Raw genomic sequence first — 18,308 nt, forward strand, 5'->3', positions numbered from 1 at the left:
AGGACCTCTAGTCCGTGGCGCTGGGACCCCGCCTGGATCTCAGGCAAAGTCAGTCACTGGTCATGACGCCGCAGCTCCAGCAGGCAATCAAGCTGCTGGCGCTGTCCAACCTCGAAATCGAGGCTTTCATCGGCGAGTCCCTGGAAGCCAACCCGCTGCTCGACCTCGGCGGCGCCCCCGCTTCCCCGGCACCCGAAGCGGGCGAAGCCCCGGAAGAGGCCCGGCGCACCACGCTCGAAGACTCCCCGGTGGACCGGCTCATCGGCGAAGGGCGCGGTGAGGACGACCGGCCGCTCGATATCGACACCACCGCGCTCGATCGTGACCGCGACACCGGCGAATGGTCCGCCGATGTGCGGTCAGGTTACGGCGAGGACCTGCCCGGCATCGACGCCAGGATAGACGAGCGCGGCAGCGGCGAAACCTCGCTCACCGCCCATCTGGAAGCGCAAGTCGGCGCCGCCACCGCCGATCCGCTAATCGCCGCGATCGCCCACTACATCATCGGCCAACTCGACGAAGCGGGCTACCTGCCGATCACCCTTGTCGAAGTGGCACAGGACCTCGGCGTCGAACGCGCCGAAGCCGAAGCCGCCCTCGCCGTCGTACAGACGCTCGACCCCACCGGCGTCGGCGCCCGCACTTTGTCAGAATGCCTGACCCTCCAGGCTCGCGAGGCCGACCGCCACGACCCCTGCATGGCCCGCCTGATCGAGAACCTCGACCTGCTGGCGCGCGGCGATCTCGCCCGGCTCAAGCGGATCTGCGGTGTGGATGACGAAGACTTCGCCGACATGCTGGCCGAACTGCGCGGCTACGACCCCAAGCCCGGCCTGCGCTTCGGCGGCGAGACGAGCGCGGCGGTAACGCCCGACATCCTCGTCACCGCCCGTAGCGATGGCGGCTGGAACGTGGCGGTCAACCAGGCCAGCCTGCCGCGCCTGATCGTCAACCGCAGCTATTACGTCGAACTCAAGGGCAATTGCGCCGACAAGGGTTCACGCGCCTGGCTTTCCGACAAGCTGGCCGACGCCAACTGGCTGATAAAAGCGCTGGACCAGCGGCAGAAGACCATCCTCAAGGTCGCCAGCGAGCTGGTGAAGCAGCAGGAAGGCTTCTTCCGTCAGGGCGTGTCGCAGCTTCGCCCGCTCACCCTGCGTACCGTCGCCGAGGCGATCGGCCTGCACGAATCAACCGTCAGCCGGGTGACCTCCAACAAGTACCTGAACTGCCCGCGAGGCACTTACGAGCTGAAGTTCTTCTTCACCTCCGGCGTCGCGGCGGCGAGCGGCGAAGGCGCGTCGGCAGAAGCGGTGAAGGCAGCGATCCGCCAGCTGATCGATGCCGAAGACCCCAAGGCGATCCTCTCCGACGACACGCTGGTGGACCTGCTCAAGGGCAAGGGCTTCGAACTCGCCCGCCGCACGGTGGCGAAGTACCGCGAAGCCATCGGCCTCGGCAGTTCGGTCCAGCGCCGCCGGCAGAAAGCCATTGCCGCGCTGCGCTGAAATTCCCGCTCGGCACATTCATCGATTCGACACAATTCGATTTGAATTGCAGCAAATCGTGATAGCCTGCTTTCCATGAAGCGCATCGTACTTGCGACAACCTGAAAATGGGCGACGCAAGTACGGTGCACTTCATGGAAAGGATTGCCGATGTCCTACGCCGATCGACATTCCAACAATCATCAGAAGGCCTTTACCGGCGGCATAGTCGCCCTGATCCAGGGCGGACTTGTTATCGCTCTGGTCAACGGTTTTGCCGTCACCATGTTCAAGAGCGATCCGCCCAAACATATCGAAGCCACGCAGATCAAGCTCGAACCCATTCCGCAGCCGCCGCCGCCCGAACCCAAGGCTCAGCCCGATCAACCGGTGGACCAGCCGCTGCTGACCGCGCCTGCACCGCGCATTCCGATCGCGGTGAACGATCCGGTCCAGGTCGCGACGACCGTGCCCACCGCCACCCCGACCGCGTTCGAGACCGAAAGGGTGGCGCTCATCCAGCCCACGCCGACCGAGACTCCGGCCCGGTTCCAGCCCAAGGGCGCCCTGCCGCGCAATGCGGCCTCCGGCTGGGTGACGACGCAGGACTATCCCACCGCCGACTTGCGCGCCGAACATCAGGGAAGCGTACGTTTCCGGCTCGACATCGATGCGAAGGGCCGCGTCGGCCAGTGCAGCATCGTCGCGTCGAGCGGCTATACCGGCCTCGACGAGGCCACCTGCAAATACGTCAGCAGGCGTGCCCGGTTCGAACCGGCCACCAATGCCGACGGCCAGCCGGTCGCCGGCAATTACCTGGGGACGATCCGCTGGATCATCCCGCGGGACTGACCTTCAAACCCCCGGAGGTCGCCCGCCCGGAGCGGCACACTTTCCGCACTTGCGTGCCGCTCCGGCTGATCGCTTCTCCCTCATCCTGAGAGGGTTGGGCCTGCTCCGTACTCCCGAGAGCAGGCCCCTTTACGCATGAATGCCTAACCGGCCTTCGGACTTGCTTCACCCTGTCGCCTTAGCCCCGGAACGGACGATCCTCGTCCGCCGGGAACCGCCGCGATGATACCGAAATGCTTCCATTTCATCTGGGTCGGCGACGAATCCCGCCGCCCCGACAATTGCATCCGAACCTGGCAGGAAGCCCATCCCGACTGGGAATTCCGCCTCTGGGGCAATGCCGAACTGAAGGGGCGCGACTGGATCAACGCCCGCCATATGGCCGCAATGGCGCCCCGCGAACTCAACGGCGTGGCCGACATGATGCGCTGGGAAATCCTGCTCGAACACGGCGGACTGGTCTTCGATGCCGATTCCATCTGCCTGCGTCCGCTGGACGATGACCTGCTCGACTGCGAGGCCTTCGCCTGCTGGGAAAGCGAGATCGCTCGCCCCGGCCTGATCGCGGCAGGCTATTTCGGCTGCGAGGCAGGCAATGCTTTCGTGAAACGGATCGTCGAGGACATTGCCGCCAGCCCCTCGGTGATCGAGGACATGGCATGGAAAACCGTGGGACCGCAGCGCCTGACCAACTGCTACCGCAAGTTCGCCTATACCCCGCTGCGAATCTACCCCAGCCACCTGTTCATCCCACGCCACTTCACCGGGGTAACCTATGAAGGCCGCGATCCGGTCTATGCCCACCAGCTCTGGGGCTCGACGCTGCGTACTTACGAGGACATGCACAAGGCCGATGTGCGCGGGATCGCCCCCTCGCCGCCATCGCCACCGCCATCTCCCGAACCGCCCGCAAGCTCGCCCCTCGAACGCATCCACGCGCCCTATTTCCTCCAGCGCGTGCCGGTGGGGTCGGAGCTGGCCTCACTGGACAGGATGGACGTCTTCGCCAGCCTGCTATCCGGCCAGCGCGTGCTCCACGTCGGCTGCGCGGACTGGCTGATCACCGATCCGCGCACCTCCCTCCACGTCCGCCTCGAAGCGCACTGCGCCCGGCTCGACGGCATCGATCCCCACGGCGAGGCGCTCGAACAGCTGCGACCTTTCGTGAAAGGACAGCTCTTCACCGATTTCGCACAAGTGACCGATCGCTACGACGTGGTGCTCATCCCCGAAGTCATGGAACACGTCCCCGACGTGTCCGGCTTCCTCCGCCGAATTGAGGCCGTGGACGCAGGCCTCTTCCTCATTTCCGTGCCCGACGCCTTTCAGTGCCGCGCCCGCCACTTCGACTATTTGCCGGAAACCGAGACCTTCCTCGAAGGCGTCCACCCCGACCACAACGTCTGGTACACGCCCTATACTTTCGCGAACACCTTGCGGAAATACAGCGGCCTCGAACTGCAACGCATGTGGTTCTTCAACCGCATCTCGCTGCTGGCGCTGCTGAGCAAGCCATCGGCGGCTCTGGCGGCTTGAAGGGAAGAAAGAGAAAAGCAGGGGAGCTTAGCCCCCCTGCACCCCCAGGACTGTCTACCTTGCGCGCGCAGCGACAGGGGTGCGCTCCTTGCGGGAAATAGCTTCATAGCCTGCGGCGCTTCATGCGCTGCTTCGGCGCGAACCTTCCCCCAAACACCCCGTCATGCTGAACTTGTTTCAGCATCCATCTCGCCGGTTAGACCGATGCTGGAGCGACAAGAAACGCCCTCGCCGCGAAAATCACACGTAAGGCGGTTTGTGCAGACCCTTGAGGCTGGTCGTAAATATCTCGCAGCCGGTTTCGGTAATGCCGATCGAGTGCTCGAACTGCGCCGACAGCGACTTGTCGCGCGTCACCGCCGTCCAGCCGTCGGCCAGCAGCTTCACCGGCGGCTTGCCGAGGTTGATCATCGGCTCGATGGTCATGAACATGCCCGGCTTGAGCAGCGGACCGGTGCCGGGACGACCGGCATGGACCACTTCGGGCGCATCATGGAACAGGCGGCCGAGACCATGACCGCAAAACTCGCGCACCACGCCGTAGCGGAACGACTCGGCATAGGCCTGGATCGCCGCGCCGATATCACCCACGCGGTTGCCGGGCTTGGCCTGCTCGATGCCGATCATCAGGCATTCGTAAGTCACGTCCACCAGACGGCGCGCCTTCAGCGAGACGTCTCCGGCCAGATACATGCGGCTGGTGTCGCCGTGCCAGCCGTCGAGCAGCGGGGTCACGTCGATATTGACGATATCGCCGTCCTTGATCGTCTTTTCCGACGGGATGCCGTGGCAGACGACATGGTTGATCGAGATGCAGCACGAATGCGCATAGCCCCGGTAGCCGAGCGTCGCAGGCACGGCGCCGCCGTCCAGCGTCAGTTCGCGAACCTTGTCGTCGATGGCGGCGGTGGTGACACCGGGCTGCACCATCGGTGCGATCTCGTCGAGGATCATGGCGGCAAGGCGGCCTGCCTTGCGCATGCCCTCGAAGCCCTCGGGGCCGTGCAGCTTGATGGTGCCGTCACGCAGGACGGTTTCGCTTCCGGGTTCGACGATCTGGTATTCGGTCATGACGCCTACATAACGATTGTGTTCGCAAATTGCGAGATCGGGAGAGACCGGAGATTGTTTGAAAATCCGCCGCAGGCGGATTTTGGCGGCACCGGCCCACGCCCCCACCCTACCACCCGCTAGGATACTATCGTTGGGTGGTAGGGTGGGGGCGTGGGCCGGTGCCGCTCAAAAATGCCCCTCGGGCATTTTTCAAAAGACCTCTTACTTCCCCACCGAGAAACTCGACCGGTACTGCGGTTTCAGCGCCGCCATGACCGCGCCCGTCACCGGCACCGTCACCTCGTAGCTGCCCTCGGCATAAGGCCCGGCGTTGTAGGGCGGAACCAGCAGGCCGATGCGGTCGAACGTCTGCCCGTTCGTCGAGCCGAGGATCACCACCTGCTCGACCGGATCGATGCATTCGGAGAACATCTCGTCGCTCCTGTCGATGGGGCCACCGCGCTTCTTGACCCGCTCCTTGTCGAGCGCGGCGCAGAACGGCGTGCGGATCGCCTTCGAGAGCGCCTCCTTGCTGGTGAACAGGTCGATGGGCCTGCGCGCCGTCTCGGCATGGCGATCCCACAGCAAGGCGTCGAACGTGCTCATGCCATGCGCGCCGCCCGAATAAGTATAGACTTCCGAGGACAGCGAGAGCCAACCGGGCAGATCGGTGACGACCTTCCATTCCTCGCCGTAGCTATAGGCGTGATAGGGGAAATCATTCTTCTTCGCTTCGGCCTGTCCATCCTTCGCGCTGCTCACAAGATCCGCGCGCGATGCCTCAAGCTGCTTGTCGAGGTTCGCCTTCAGCCCCGGAATCGCGCCCGCTGCGTCCGGATAGGCGTATTCGAACTCGTAGGTGTCGTTCTCCGCCTTTTCCGTGCGCCCGCCGCCCACGGGGACTTCGCTGGCTTCCGGCGCAGGCTCGGGGGCAGCTTCGCTCGCCGTCTCCACCGTGGTCGCAGCGGTTTCCGAAGCGGTGGGAGCGGGCTTCTCGCTCTTGCAGCCACTCACCAGCAGGGCCACGCTTGCAATCGAGACAAGATACCAGGCACCAGATCGCATCATTTTCCCTCTCGGCTCATGCTCGCGGCAAGGCTAGAGAATGGAACCATGACCGACAAGAACGCATTGATTCAGCCCGATCGCGGCCAGAAGGCCGTCGCCATCCATCTCGTCGCGAAAGATCGACCCAAGGACGGGTACGAGCAATTCATCAAGGGCCTGTCGGTTCCCCAGCGCGCCGCGCTGGAAGCGCAGAAGTTCACCGGCAGCGCGGGCAGTCACGCGATCCTGCCCGATGGTGACGGCTGGTTCGTTGTCGCGGGCGTGGCCGATCCCGCCGCGCTTTCGACCTGGTGCCTCGCGAAGCTGGCCGATGTGCTCCCCGCCGGAACCTACCGCCGCGCCTCCGGCGAACCCGGAAAGGCCGCGCTCGGCTGGATCGCCGGACAGTACAGCTTCGACCGCTATCTTTCCGAACCCTCCGAGGAAGGCCCCCGCATTCTCCTCACCACCGAGGTCAAGGCGATCGACGCCGTGATCGCCGAGGCCGAGGCGATCGAACTCGTCCGCGATCTCGTCAACACCCCGGCCGAGGACATGGGGCCGGGCCAGCTCGAATCCGAAGCCGAATCGCTGGCCAAGGCTTTCCGCGCCGAGGTGAAGATCACCCGCGGCGAGATGCTGGAACGCGAATATCCGATGGTCCACGCGGTAGGCCGCGCAGCGGGCCGTGCCCATGCCCCGCGCCTGATCGAGCTGGAATGGGGCGATCCCACGCATCCCCGGATCGCCGTCGTCGGCAAGGGCGTCTGCTTCGATTCGGGCGGGCTCGACATCAAGCCGGGCGCAGGCATGCTGTTGATGAAGAAGGACATGGGCGGCGCTGCCCATGCCCTCGCTCTCGCCCGCCTGATCATGGGCGCGAAGCTGCCGGTGCGGCTCCATCTCGTGATCCCGGCAGTCGAAAACGCGATCTCGGGCAATTCCTTCCGCCCCGGCGACGTGCTGCGCAGCCGTGCAGGGATCACCGTGGAGATCGGCAATACCGATGCCGAAGGCCGCCTGATCCTCGGCGACGCGCTGACCCGCGCGGGCGAGAAGGAGCCGGAACTCCTGATCGACTTCGCCACGCTGACCGGCGCCGCCCGCGTCGCCGTCGGCCCGGACCTGCCCGCGCTGTTCACCCGCGAGGACAAGACCGCGCAGGACATCCTCGACGCCGGTCTCGCAGTGGACGACCCCTGCTGGCGCCTGCCGCTCTACGACGGCTACCGCGAATACCTGAAGTCGGACATTGCCGACATCAACAATGCCGGGTCCAGCGGCTTCGCGGGCGCGAGTACGGCGGCGCTGTTCATGGACCGCTTCGTGCCCAAGGGCCTCGACTGGGCGCACTTCGATACGTTCGCCTGGCGCCCCGCCGCCAAGCCCGGTCGGCCCAAGGGCGGCGACGCTCTGGGCCTGCGCGCGGCATGGCGGATGTTGCAGCGGCGCTACACCGGCGAACACGGCTGAACTTGCGTCTTTGCCATGCCCCCGCTAAGCGCGCGCATCTTTGCATTTGGAGTAGCACCCGCGTTGGCCACTGAGGATTCCTATACCCGCCCTCCCCGGATCGATGGACTGCTTGCCATGACCGGGCCGAGCGTGACCGCGGATCCCGGATGCCTTCCCGTGCGCGGCGATCTGGCGCATATCAAGCTGGCCGGTCTCTACTTCGTGCCGCACTATGCGGTGCCGATGCCGCACAAGGTCCTGCCGGGCGCCGTGCTGCGCGCGATGAGCCGCGCCGACGCCGAAGCGATTCGCGAGCTTCCGGCAGGCGAGACGTTCAACGTGCTCGACATCGCTGGCAGCTGGGCCTGGGGCCAGCTCGGCGAGGATGGCCAGGTCGGCTATGTCCTGCTCGACACTCTGGAGGCTGAGGCCTGATGACGAAGACGGTCTTCATCGACGGCGCCGCCGGCACCACCGGCCTGGAAATCGCCGAACGGCTCGCGGGCCGCGCCGAGTTCGAGCTGATCGTCCTCGACGATGCCCGCCGCAAGGACGACGCCGCCCGCGCCGAAGCGCTGAACGCGGCGGACTTCGTGATCCTCTGCCTGCCCGACGATGCCGCCAAGGCCGCCGTCGGCATGATCCGCAATGACACGACCCGCGTGATCGACGCCTCCTCGGCGCACCGCGTCGCGCCGGACTGGACTTACGGCTTCCCCGAAGTCGTCGGCCGCGAGACCGTCGCCGCCGCGCGCTTCGTCAGCAATCCCGGCTGCTATCCGACCGGCTTCATCGCCCTGGTAGCCCCGCTGGTGAAGGCAGGCCTGCTGCCCGCCGACTGGCCTTACGTCTGCCACGCCGTCTCAGGCTATTCGGGCGGCGGCAAGGCCTTGATCGCGCACTTCGAGGAAGACCGCGACATCGCCTTCCGCGCCTACGGCCTGGCGCTCGGCCACAAGCATGTGCCGGAAATGACCGCCCATGTCGGCCTGACCCATGCCCCGATCTTCGCCCCCGCCGTGGTTCCCGCGCACCGCGGCATGCTGGTGGAAGTGCCGCTGCACCTCTCGATGATGCCGAAGGCGGGCGATCCCGCCGCGCTGCGCGCCGCGCTCGCGGAATTCTATACGGGCAGCGAGATCGTCACGGTCGTCGATGACCAGCCCGACGAACTGCTGCTGCGCGCCTCGATGGCGCCGGTCGATACGCTGACCCTGCGGGTACTCGGCGCGAAGGACGGTTCGCAGGCCCGCATGGTCGCCCTGCTCGACAACCTCGGCAAGGGCGCCAGCGGCGCGGCGGTACAGAACCTCAATCTCATGGCCGGTCTCCCCGAGACCGCCGGCCTGAGGCTGTAAGACCCCGACTGTAACAGGCCCGACATTTCGTGAGCGCAAAAGAAGGCGCCGGAGACCACGCGGTCTCCGGCGCCTTCTTTCGTTAGCTTACGGCGCCTTATCCAGCGACGAGTCCCCAAGGTCGTTTTTTCATCTATGCACAATTTTAAGGCAGGGCGTGCCCGAATCTTGAACACATAATGTCGCCAACCGACCTCTTTCCTGCACGACTCAGTGCATTCGGCCTGTCGAAAGCTACGATTACCGTCTTTCCGCGGCTGCACACTTGGCCTACGAGGGGCCATCCGCACTGGCACGATTCTTGTTAGGAATCGCGCGCGAGGCATCTGGTTCCCGGACCGGAACTGTCTTCGGGAAAAGATCCGGGACCATGCAGGGGTCAACACTGGCGTGAAAAAGATCGAAGCTATCATCAAGCCGTTCAAGCTGGACGAAGTGAAGGAAGCACTGCACGAAGTTGGCGTCTCGGGCATCACCGTTACCGAAGCCAAGGGTTTCGGCCGCCAGAAGGGCCACACCGAACTCTATCGCGGCGCCGAATACGTCGTCGACTTCCTGCCCAAGGTGAAGCTCGAAGTGGTCGTTCCCGACGCCCTGGCCGAACGCGTGGTCGAAGCCATTGCCGACGCCGCACAGACCGGCCGCATCGGTGACGGCAAGATCTTCGTCGTTCCCATCGAAACCGCCGTGCGCATCCGCACCGGCGAGCGGGACGACGACGCCCTGTAATCGGGGGGCTATAGCCCCTTCCCGGCGCGCGCCGGACATCGACTGCCCGGTTTTCGGTGGGATCGGAAAGACCCCGCCACTGCCGGAACGGGAAGTACCGGCGGGGGCCGGGAAGTTCCCGAGAATCAGGAAACACCAAAGCCTCTTTCGGGATCGGAAGAGCATCACTGGAGACTACTCTAATGGCGAGTGCAAAGGACGTCCTCAAGCGCATCAAGGACGAAGAGATCGAGTGGGTTGACCTGCGTTTCACCGACCCCAAGGGCAAGTGGCAGCACCTCACCATGGTCGCTTCGGTTCTCGGCGAGGACGAGCTGGAAGACGGCCTGATGTTCGACGGTTCGTCGATCGAGGGCTGGAAGGCCATCAACGAGTCGGACATGATCCTCAAGCCGGACCTCGACGCCGTCTATGTCGATCCGTTCTCGGCCACCCCGATGCTCATCCTGTTCTGCGACATCGTGGAACCCTCGACCGGCGACCTCTACGCCCGCGACCCGCGCTCGACCGCGAAGCGCGCCGAAGCCTTCGTCAAGTCGGCCGGTTTCGGTGACACCGTCTACGTCGGCCCCGAAGCCGAATTCTTCATGTTCGACGACGTGAAGTTCTACGACGGCTACGACGGCAACGGCTTCAAGATCGACGACATCGAACTGCCGACCAATACCGCCAAGGACTACGACGTGGGCAACCTCGGCCACCGTCCGCGCGCCAAGGGCGGCTACTTCCCGGTCGCTCCGGTCGACTCGGCCGTCGACATCCGCGGCGAGATGGTCACCACCATGCTCGAAATGGGCCTGCCCTGCGACAAGCACCACCACGAAGTGGCCGCTGCCCAGCACGAACTCGGCCTGACCTTCGGCACGCTGGTCACCACTGCCGACCGCATGCAGATCTACAAGTACGTCGTGCACATGGTCGCGCAGGCCTATGGCAAGACCGCCACGTTCATGCCGAAGCCGATCATGAAGGACAACGGCTCGGGCATGCACACCCACATCTCGATCTGGGACAAGGGCAGCCCGCTGTTCGCCGGTAACGGCTATGCCGGCCTTTCCGACATGTGCCTCTACTTCATCGGCGGCGTCATCAAGCACGCCAAGGCCCTGAACGCCTTCACCAACCCGACCACCAACAGCTACAAGCGCCTGGTGCCGGGTTACGAAGCCCCGGTTCTGCTGGCCTATTCGGCCCGCAACCGCTCGGCCTCGTGCCGCATCCCCTACGGTGCGGGCGACAAGGCAAAGCGCGTGGAATTCCGCTTCCCCGACGCGATGGCCAACCCCTACCTCTGCTACGCCGCGCTGCTCATGGCCGGTCTCGACGGGATCAAGAACAAGATCCACCCGGGCGAAGCCATGGACAAGAACCTCTACGATCTGCCGCCGGCCGAACTCGCCGAAGTGCCGACCGTCTGCGGTTCGCTGCGTGAAGCGCTCGATTCGCTCCAGGCCGACCATGCCTTCCTGCTCGAAGGCGGCGTGTTCACCGTGGACCAGATCGAATCCTACCTCGAACTGAAGTGGCCGGAAGTGCTGCGCTGGGAAACCACGCCGTCGGCTGTCGAGTTCGACATGTACTACAGCGCCTGATCGCGCTTCCTTCCCCCTTTCTTCGGAAATGGCGCGGAAGGAGCCTCAGTTCGCCGAGTGGGGCGCCCGGAGCAATCCGGGCGCCCTTTTCGTTGGCTAACATGCTCTTACCGCGCGACAGTCCGCTGCGACGCTTGGCGACAAATTGCGCGGGAACGGCTATCGTCCCGCCGCGTTGCGCCCCTCGAAGGAGAAGCAGCGATGCCGAGAACGTGGACATTTCTCGCCGGGATGACCGGCCTGACCCTGATCGCCCCGCTGGCGATCGGCATCGCTGCGGCTGAGCAATCCGGAAGCCAGCAATCCGAACAGGCAGAGGCACAGAACCGCGTCACCGCCGCGCGCGAACAGCGCCAGCAGGAACAGGCCCGCCGCAAGGACGCCGCCGAAACCACCTTCCGGGATTCGGAAGGTCGGGAATTTCGCGTTCCCGCCGGAGACCGCGTGCGCGTGGTCACGCGCGAGCAGGACATCGCCTGGAACCCGCCCGCCGCCGCCCCGGTCCTTGCCGGCTGCCCCACCGCGCTCGCCACAAAGTATCCCGGCTGCGTGCTGCCGCCGCGTACCCATCCGCCGGAAAAAGCCTGGCATGATCCCGGCTGGTTCTCCCCGGCCTGGGCCGACGACACCCAGGCCCGTTTCGGGGACGGCTACCTGCTGCGCCTCGGCGCGGCGAACGCTCCTGCCGCCAACGGGACGGAAGGCGGCAACGGCGTGGTCGGCTACGTGCCGCTGCTCGGCGGCGGGCTGGCGGTCGGACAGCCCTGGCCCGGCGACTACAAGCCGGTCTCCCTGCCTGACTACTACACCCGATACTACCGCCTCGGCGGCCAAGGCACCTGGCGCTATTACGACAGGACGATCTACCGGATGAACGCGGACGATACCGCGATCTCCGGGGTCGCCGCCCTGCTGCTCGGCAACACGATCCGGATCGGCCAGGCGATGCCGCCCGGCCACGAGGTCTACAACCTCCCCGCCGCCTGGCGCGACCAGTACCGCGACGGGCCGGATGCGCTCTATCGCTACAGCGACGGCTACATCTACCAGCTCGACCCTGGCAACCGCCGTGTGCGGGCGGCCATCGAACTGCTCTCCTGAAGGGCCAGGAAGGACACATGCGCAAGGACCATCTCGCTCTCACGCTTCTGGCTGCCCTCGGCCTCTCGCTCGGCGCCTGTTCGAGCAAGGACAGTTCCGAGGGACAGACCGCAACCGCCACCCCGGCGGCGTCCGAAACCCTGCCCCAGACGCTCGACAATGCCTCCGGCCTCCAGACCGTGGCCGAGGCGCTCAAGGAAACCGGCATCGAAGGGGTGTTCCGGGACGATGCCAGCTACACCCTGATCGCACCGGAGGACGACGCTTTCGCGCAGCTCGGCGATCCGGCCAAGCAACTCACCGAGGCGGACGACCACGCCGCGCTGGCCGCGCTCATCAAGGACCACATGCTGACCGGCTACATGACCCCGCAGGACATCGTTGCCGCGATCAAGGCCAACAAGGACGGCAAAGTGGCGATCCCGACGCTGGGCGGCGGCACGCTCACTTTCACCTTGGCGGGCACCACCGTCAACGTCGCGGCGGAAGACGGCACCCAGGCCAGCTTCGACGGCGATCCGGTGACCGGCGGTGCCAGCATCGCCATTCCGGTGACCGGCGTGCTCAAAAAGCTGTGATATTCGCGCCCTGTCCCCCGGATGACGAGGTTTTTCACGCCGTCCCCCGCTGACAAGGCCGATCCGCTGCCGTAGCGTTCCCCCAAGGCAACGGGGAATATCATGACGAACTTCGCACGCGCGGCCCGGCTCCGCGCGACTCTTCTCGCCGCTCTGGCCCTGCCTGTTCTGGCCCTCGCCGTCGCGCCGCAGGCCGCGCTGGCGCGCAAGGATATCGGCGAGACGGCCGCTGCCGCGCTGCCGCAGGCGCAGAGCTTCATGGCCACCGACAATTGCGAAGGCGCGCTCGGCAAAGTTGCGCCGGTCGTTGCCGACAAGGCCTTCGCCACGCTGGATGACCGCGTGCGCGTGCCTTTCCTGATGATCGCAACTCTGTGCGAGGCGCGCGGCAACCGGATCGAACCGGCCCTGGTCCATGCCCACGAGATGACCGCGATTACCGGCGCGCCCAGCGTCGCCTGGAGCCTGCGTTTCGGACTGGAGCTCGACGGCGGCAAGCCTGCCGATGCCGTCGCCACGCTCGAAACCATGCAGAAGGACCTGCCGGGCGGGATCGACGCGATCGAGACCGACTGGCTGATGGCGCTGGGCCGCAAGTTCGCGGACGACCCGGCAAACCCGGCCTATCGCCGCTATCTGGCGCTGCTATCCACTCTGCCCCGCGCCCAGGACGACATCCGTTTCGAGGCGATCCGCCGCTCTTACGCGCGCATGCTGGCGGGGTCCGGCGACCGGGCGGGCGCCTCCGCCCAGATCGCCACGATCCACAGCGCGCAACTGCTGCGCGATATCAGCCTCGACCCGGCCCTGCGCAACCTGCTGCCCGAGAGCTTCGACTTGCGCGCCGCTTACCAGCGGGAGATCGCCGAACTCGAACGCCGCAGCATCCTGCGCCCCGGTCTGCTCACCCTTCCGATCCAGCTTGCCGCGGCCCAGCGGGCGATCGGCGAGCCTGACAAGGCGCATGTCACACTGGAAGCCGCGCGCCCTTACGGCGTGCTCGAAAAGCAGTTTTCCGACCGCGACAGCCAGCTCAACTGGTGGTGGGACAGCCTCGCCCGCACCTACGAACAGCTTGGCCGCTATGAAGACGGCGTCGCCGCCTTCCGGCAGGCCATCGCCTCCGGCGAGAACGGCAACGGCAATATCAGCCAGGTCGTCAACCTCGCCTATCTGCAAAACCGCTTCGGCCACTACGACGCGGCGCTGGAAACCCTCGCCCCGCTAGGCGCAACCATCGACACGACGGCCAGTCCCTACGGCACCATGGAATACCGCCTCGCCCACGGCTGCGCGGCGCAGGGCGCAGGCAAGACCGATCTCGCCGAGGCCGACCTCGCCTATGTGGAAGCCCATGCCGGGGATCACGCCGAGGCCGTTACCGACCTGCAGATCTGCATGAACCGGATCGACGACGCCGCCTCCTCGATGATCGCGCGCCTGGGCGATCCCGACCGCCGGATCGATGCCCTCGCGCAGCTCAGCGACTATGCGCCGCCGCCCGCGAACCTGCCTCCGGTGCCCTTCGCCGCAGGCCTCGCCGCTCTCAAGCAGCGCGCCGACGTGCAGGCCGCCGTGGCCGGCGCAGGCGGGACGCGAAAGTTCGACGTCCAGGCCTCAGGCCTCTGAGGATTTCGCTTCCCAACAGCGACTCACCCTCCATCATCATCCCCACGCAGGCGGCGAACCCCACCTGCGCGGGGAGTGACGAAGCTCATCGATTTACCGTTCACAGCAGTGCTTGCACCCGGCCATGGCCGCGACCATAAGTTGCCGCCATGCGTATACTTCTTGCCGCCGCGCTGCTCGCCGGAACCGCCGCCCCCGCTATCGCCCAAACGGCGCCCGCCCCGATCCTGACAACGCCCGAGGCGAAAGACGTCTGGACCCACGCCCAGCCGCAAGTCGCCCGCGTGACTCATGTGGCGCTGGACCTCGATGTCGATTTCACCGGCAAGACCCTGTCCGGCAGCGCCCTGCTCGACATCCTCGCCGCGCCGGGGGCCGCGCAAGTCGTGCTCGACGTCAACGACATGGATATCTCCGCCGTCACCGACGCCGCGGGCAAGCCGCTGAAGTGGACGCTCGGCCCCAAGGACACCGCGAACGCCGATATCGGCTCGGCGCTTACCATCGACCTCGCGGGCGCCACGAAGATCAGGATCGCCTACCGCTCGAAGCCCGGCGCCACCGCGCTGCAATGGCTGCCGCCGGAAATGACCTTCGGCAAGAAGAAGCCCTTCCTGTTCAGCCAGGGCCAGGCTATCCTCAACCGTTCGTGGGTGCCGACGCAGGACAGCCCCGGCATCCGCCAGACCTGGGAAGCCACCTTGCGCGTGCCGGGCGACATGGTCGCGGTGATGAGCGCCGAAAAGCTCTCCGGCGACAAGGGCGAGGCGCTGCCCGACGGCCGCCGTCAATTCCGCTTCCGCATGGACAAGCCGGTGCCGCCCTACCTGATCGCCTTCGCGGTGGGCGACCTCAAGTTCAAGTCGCTCGGCCCCCGCTCCGGCGTCTGGACCGAGGCGCCGATGCTGGACAAGGCGGCGAAGGAATTCGTCGATGTCGAAAAGATGATCGACGCCGCCAGCAAGCTCTACGGCCCCTATCGCTGGGGCCGCTACGACATGCTCGTGCTGCCGCCCGCCTTCCCTTACGGCGGCATGGAAAACCCGATGCTGACCTTCCTGACACCGACGATCGTCACGGGCGACCGCTCGAACACCGATGTCGTCGCGCATGAACTGGCGCATTCCTGGTCGGGCAACCTCGTCACCAATGCCACCTGGTCGGATACCTGGCTGAACGAAGGCTTCACCACCTACTTCGAAAACCGCATCATGGAATCGCTCTACGGCAAGGAGCAGGCCGCGACATATGCCGATCTCGACTGGGACGTGCTCCAGCGCGAGATCGCCGCAGGCGGCGGCCAGACCGGCGCCGCCACGCGCCTCAACGGCGAACCGGGCGCGGGCGAGGTGGACTATACCAAGGGTTCCAACTTCCTGCGCATGATCGAATATACCGTGGGCCGCGACAAGTGGGACGCCTACCTCACCTCCTACTTCGACCGCCATGCCTTCCAGCCGCAGACCACCGCCGGTTTCCTTAGCGATCTTCGCGAACGCCTGCTCAAGGGCCAGCCGGACCTCGAACTGAAACTCCAGCTCGACCGCTGGTCCTACGGCGCGGGCCTGCCGGACAATGCCGTTCGCGTCCACAGCGCGACCCTGGCGAAAGTCGATACCAAACTGGCCGCCTTCAACGCAGGCGGCCCGGCAAGCGCGGTGCAGCCGCAAGGCTGGACCACGCAGGAATGGCTGCGCTTCCTCAACGGCATCGACCGGCAGCAGACGCCCGCGCGCCTCAAGGAACTGGACACGGCGCTGGGTCTCTCGGCCTCGGGCAATGCCTATATCCAGTCGGCCTGGTTCGAACTCGCCATCGCCAACCATTACGATCCGGCGGTGCCCTACTTGCGCGCCTATCTCTCGCGGATCGGGCGCGGGCTGCTGGTCTATCCGCTCTACAAGGGGCTGATGAAGCAGGGCGACTGGGGCACCAGCAAGGCGCGGGACTTCTTCGCCGAGGCGAGGCCCACCTACCACCCCTCCACTGCCGCCGGGATCGCGCGCATCGTCGCCCCGGAAGCACCGCAGGAGTAACCCCATGAGCCAGCGCTTCGGGAATGCCCCCGACCCGGACGTGTTCGAGGCCCTCGCCCACGCCGCCTTCGCGCGCATTCCCGAACCGTTCGCGCAGCACCTCGTCGGCGTGACCGTCCACGTCGAGGAATTCGCCGACGCGGAGACCCTGCATGCGGTCGGCCTCGAGGACGCCTGGGAACTGACCGGCCTCTACCACGGCCGCCCGCTAGACGAGGAATCGGTCTGGGTGGCGGGCGAGTTCCGCCCGCGCATCACCCTCTACCGCCAGCCCCTGCTCGCCGAATGGTGCGAGACGGACGTGACGCTGGAGGACCTCGTCACCCATGTCGTGGTGCACGAGGTCGGCCACCATTTCGGTCTGTCGGATGACGACATGCATGCACTGGAGGACGACGCGGACTGAGAAAGCAGCGTCAAAGCAGGCGCGGCTTCACCATCTTCCGCATGATCGGTCCGTTCAAGACCCGATCCGGCCTTTCTGCACCGCGGAGGTCTTGTCCGAAGCGTCATTCCCTGTTTGCCGGTGATAGGCGGAACGCATCGCCTCGGTTTCGGTCAGATCGACGACATGGACCTGCAGTCTGCCCGTGCGTCGCGCTATCCGGCTCCCCAAAGGAGCGCCTTTGGTCCCGCGTACGGTGAAACGGTCAATCCGGTACAGGCCCAGATCCCCCGGCTCGTCGTTGAACGGGATGTAACGCCGCTCCTTCACCTGCTTGAGGATACCGGGCGCCCATTGGCCAAGACCCGACGTGCGCAAGACCTCCACCTCGGCAGTCCTGCCATCAGGCCGGATCCAATAGCCGACGTCCGCAAAGCGGATCGATGTATCATTCATACCGGGTGCTCGAACTTCCACCAGGTCGGATTTTTTCTTGTCGACATTGATATCCGGCATCGGCGGCGCGTAGAGCAGTTGCGGTCGCTCGCTTGCCGGTCGGCGCAGCCGGGCTGCCAGATCATCTACCGCACCTTCATTGCCGCCTTCATTGTCTTTGCGGACAGCAATCTGCATCAGCATGATCTCACGCAGATCCACCAGGGACTGATTATCGGTGCCGCCCACTTCGATGGCCTCGTCGGCCAGGCTCTCTGCCTCATCGAAATGTTTCTTCATTAAGGCCAGCCATGCGCGCCGGAATATCGCACCGGCGGCGAGATCCTTTTGCCCGCTCTCGATCGCGCGCCTTTCGATCGAGCGATAGGCTTCGCTTGCAGACAAAGAGCCACCGAGACCCAGCAACGTATCGGCCAGGCCGAACTCCTCACGCAAGGTAGCCCTGTTGGATTCCCCAAGGTAACGGCGCAGTATCTCGACATTGTTTCGTGCAGAGAGCAACTGGAGCTTGTTGTCGCCCTCATGCTCGGCAACCGTGGACAGGGTTGCGTAAAGCTCGGACACGGGGCCGGGCAGATTTGCGGCATGGTTGCGGTTGCGCTGGATCGATTTCTGAAGCGTCTCTCTCGCTTCGGCATAACGGCTGTCGGTAAACTGCTCCACGGCGGCATCGAGCGAAGCTTCCATGTCCTCGGCAGGGGGACAATCGCGTTTAAGACACTCGGCCAGCTCTTGTTCTGCATGTTTCCCAACAACGATGATATCGCTGTGGGAGGGCGACAACGGACTGACGGCCTGCGCCAGAAATAGCAAAAGCGGATTCGGCATAGATGAAATGTCATTGATGGCATGCTTACTGTCAAGCACACGCACTCATTACATTTATCGTATATTTTACTTTAAATGCGAAGAATCTTCGAAATTGGAGCAACTCCTCATGCGGCACATTAATTAAAATTATGAAATCACCCTGAACAATTGTTCATAAAGTCTAGATTAGGCATTCCATGCCAA

General features: G+C 65.1%; 16 protein-coding genes. 13 read left to right on the forward strand and 3 right to left on the reverse strand.

Annotated features, from left to right (window positions below; translation table 11 throughout):
• Nucleotides 1–14: 14 nt before the first annotated feature.
• From rpoN to ACZ1II_RS21605, 3 genes are all read left to right on the forward strand, one after another.
• Complete coding sequence (gene rpoN, locus ACZ1II_RS21595) at nt 15–1,508, forward strand: RNA polymerase factor sigma-54 (protein WP_465145613.1); 1,494 nt, start codon at nt 15–17, stop codon at nt 1,506–1,508.
• A gap of 150 nt (nt 1,509–1,658) precedes the next feature.
• Entirely contained in the window at nt 1,659–2,339 is a 681-nt protein-coding gene (locus ACZ1II_RS21600; RefSeq protein WP_465145614.1) for an energy transducer TonB, read from the forward strand.
• Nucleotides 2,340–2,561: 222 nt separating this feature from the next.
• The gene (locus tag ACZ1II_RS21605) at nt 2,562–3,875 is read left to right on the forward strand and encodes a methyltransferase domain-containing protein (RefSeq protein ID WP_465145615.1); all 1,314 of its coding nucleotides are present in this window, start codon (nt 2,562–2,564) and stop codon (nt 3,873–3,875) included.
• Between the two features lie 240 nt (nt 3,876–4,115).
• On the opposite strand, the gene map is transcribed toward ACZ1II_RS21605, so the two are convergent.
• Nucleotides 4,116–4,946: a type I methionyl aminopeptidase gene (gene map, locus ACZ1II_RS21610; RefSeq protein ID WP_465145616.1), complete on the reverse strand. Its 831-nt coding sequence runs from the start codon at nt 4,944–4,946 to the stop codon at nt 4,116–4,118.
• A 204-nt stretch (nt 4,947–5,150) separates the two neighbouring features.
• Nucleotides 5,151–5,993 carry a DUF4163 domain-containing protein gene (locus tag ACZ1II_RS21615; RefSeq protein WP_465145617.1) on the reverse strand — a complete coding sequence of 281 codons (843 nt, stop codon included), beginning with the start codon at nt 5,991–5,993 and terminating at the stop codon, nt 5,151–5,153.
• A 48-nt stretch (nt 5,994–6,041) separates the two neighbouring features.
• On the opposite strand from ACZ1II_RS21615, the gene ACZ1II_RS21620 reads away from it, so the two are divergent.
• From ACZ1II_RS21620 to ACZ1II_RS21665, 10 genes are all read left to right on the forward strand, one after another.
• On the forward strand, nt 6,042–7,448 hold the full coding sequence (locus ACZ1II_RS21620) for a leucyl aminopeptidase family protein (RefSeq protein WP_465145618.1): 1,407 nt from the start codon (nt 6,042–6,044) through the stop codon (nt 7,446–7,448).
• A 117-nt stretch (nt 7,449–7,565) separates the two neighbouring features.
• Nucleotides 7,566–7,865, forward strand: a complete 300-nt coding sequence (locus ACZ1II_RS21625) for an SH3 domain-containing protein (RefSeq protein WP_465145619.1) — start codon at nt 7,566–7,568, stop codon at nt 7,863–7,865.
• Complete coding sequence (gene argC / locus ACZ1II_RS21630; RefSeq protein WP_465145620.1) at nt 7,865–8,788, forward strand: N-acetyl-gamma-glutamyl-phosphate reductase; 924 nt, start codon at nt 7,865–7,867, stop codon at nt 8,786–8,788. Before ACZ1II_RS21625 ends, argC begins: the two co-directional genes overlap by 1 nt.
• A gap of 390 nt (nt 8,789–9,178) precedes the next feature.
• Nucleotides 9,179–9,517: a P-II family nitrogen regulator gene (locus tag ACZ1II_RS21635; RefSeq protein WP_021233466.1), complete on the forward strand. Its 339-nt coding sequence runs from the start codon at nt 9,179–9,181 to the stop codon at nt 9,515–9,517.
• A 182-nt stretch (nt 9,518–9,699) separates the two neighbouring features.
• Nucleotides 9,700–11,109, forward strand: coding sequence for a type I glutamate--ammonia ligase (gene glnA, locus ACZ1II_RS21640; RefSeq protein WP_465145621.1), 1,410 nt, complete (start codon nt 9,700–9,702; stop codon nt 11,107–11,109).
• A gap of 201 nt (nt 11,110–11,310) precedes the next feature.
• Entirely contained in the window at nt 11,311–12,210 is a 900-nt protein-coding gene (locus ACZ1II_RS21645; protein WP_465145622.1) for a hypothetical protein, read from the forward strand.
• A 17-nt stretch (nt 12,211–12,227) separates the two neighbouring features.
• A complete protein-coding gene (locus ACZ1II_RS21650; RefSeq protein WP_465145623.1) occupies nt 12,228–12,788 on the forward strand; it encodes a fasciclin domain-containing protein in 561 nt (186 codons plus the stop codon).
• A 102-nt stretch (nt 12,789–12,890) separates the two neighbouring features.
• Nucleotides 12,891–14,417, forward strand: a complete 1,527-nt coding sequence (locus ACZ1II_RS21655; protein ID WP_465145624.1) for a hypothetical protein — start codon at nt 12,891–12,893, stop codon at nt 14,415–14,417.
• A gap of 149 nt (nt 14,418–14,566) precedes the next feature.
• Nucleotides 14,567–16,453 (forward strand): M1 family metallopeptidase, encoded by a 1,887-nt coding sequence (locus tag ACZ1II_RS21660; protein ID WP_465145625.1) that lies wholly within the window; start codon nt 14,567–14,569, stop codon nt 16,451–16,453.
• A gap of 4 nt (nt 16,454–16,457) precedes the next feature.
• Nucleotides 16,458–16,859, forward strand: a complete 402-nt coding sequence (locus tag ACZ1II_RS21665) for a metallopeptidase family protein (protein ID WP_465145626.1) — start codon at nt 16,458–16,460, stop codon at nt 16,857–16,859.
• A gap of 54 nt (nt 16,860–16,913) precedes the next feature.
• Here the strand turns inward: ACZ1II_RS21665 and ACZ1II_RS21670 are convergent, their stop codons facing one another.
• Nucleotides 16,914–18,167 (reverse strand): hypothetical protein, encoded by a 1,254-nt coding sequence (locus ACZ1II_RS21670; RefSeq protein ID WP_465145627.1) that lies wholly within the window; start codon nt 18,165–18,167, stop codon nt 16,914–16,916.
• Nucleotides 18,168–18,308 lie beyond the last annotated feature (141 nt).

The organism is Novosphingobium sp. BL-S-20 (assembly GCF_055521635.1).

Bases quoted from the DNA above. Each gene is read 5' to 3' on its own strand.
- ACZ1II_RS21655 (WP_465145624.1), top strand. From the start codon at position 12,891: ATGACGAACTTCGCACGCGCGGCCCGGCTCCGCGCGACTCTTCTCGCC.
- ACZ1II_RS21645 (WP_465145622.1), top strand. From the start codon at position 11,311: ATGCCGAGAACGTGGACATTTCTCGCCGGGATGACCGGCCTGACCCTG.
- ACZ1II_RS21660 (WP_465145625.1), top strand. From the start codon at position 14,567: ATGCGTATACTTCTTGCCGCCGCGCTGCTCGCCGGAACCGCCGCCCCC.
- ACZ1II_RS21665 (WP_465145626.1), top strand. From the start codon at position 16,458: ATGAGCCAGCGCTTCGGGAATGCCCCCGACCCGGACGTGTTCGAGGCC.
- ACZ1II_RS21620 (WP_465145618.1), top strand. From the start codon at position 6,042: ATGACCGACAAGAACGCATTGATTCAGCCCGATCGCGGCCAGAAGGCC.
- ACZ1II_RS21615 (WP_465145617.1), bottom strand. From the start codon at position 5,993: ATGCGATCTGGTGCCTGGTATCTTGTCTCGATTGCAAGCGTGGCCCTG.
- ACZ1II_RS21650 (WP_465145623.1), top strand. From the start codon at position 12,228: ATGCGCAAGGACCATCTCGCTCTCACGCTTCTGGCTGCCCTCGGCCTC.
- glnA (WP_465145621.1), top strand. From the start codon at position 9,700: ATGGCGAGTGCAAAGGACGTCCTCAAGCGCATCAAGGACGAAGAGATC.
- map (WP_465145616.1), bottom strand. From the start codon at position 4,946: ATGACCGAATACCAGATCGTCGAACCCGGAAGCGAAACCGTCCTGCGT.
- ACZ1II_RS21625 (WP_465145619.1), top strand. From the start codon at position 7,566: ATGACCGGGCCGAGCGTGACCGCGGATCCCGGATGCCTTCCCGTGCGC.
- ACZ1II_RS21605 (WP_465145615.1), top strand. From the start codon at position 2,562: ATGATACCGAAATGCTTCCATTTCATCTGGGTCGGCGACGAATCCCGC.
- ACZ1II_RS21600 (WP_465145614.1), top strand. From the start codon at position 1,659: ATGTCCTACGCCGATCGACATTCCAACAATCATCAGAAGGCCTTTACC.
- argC (WP_465145620.1), top strand. From the start codon at position 7,865: ATGACGAAGACGGTCTTCATCGACGGCGCCGCCGGCACCACCGGCCTG.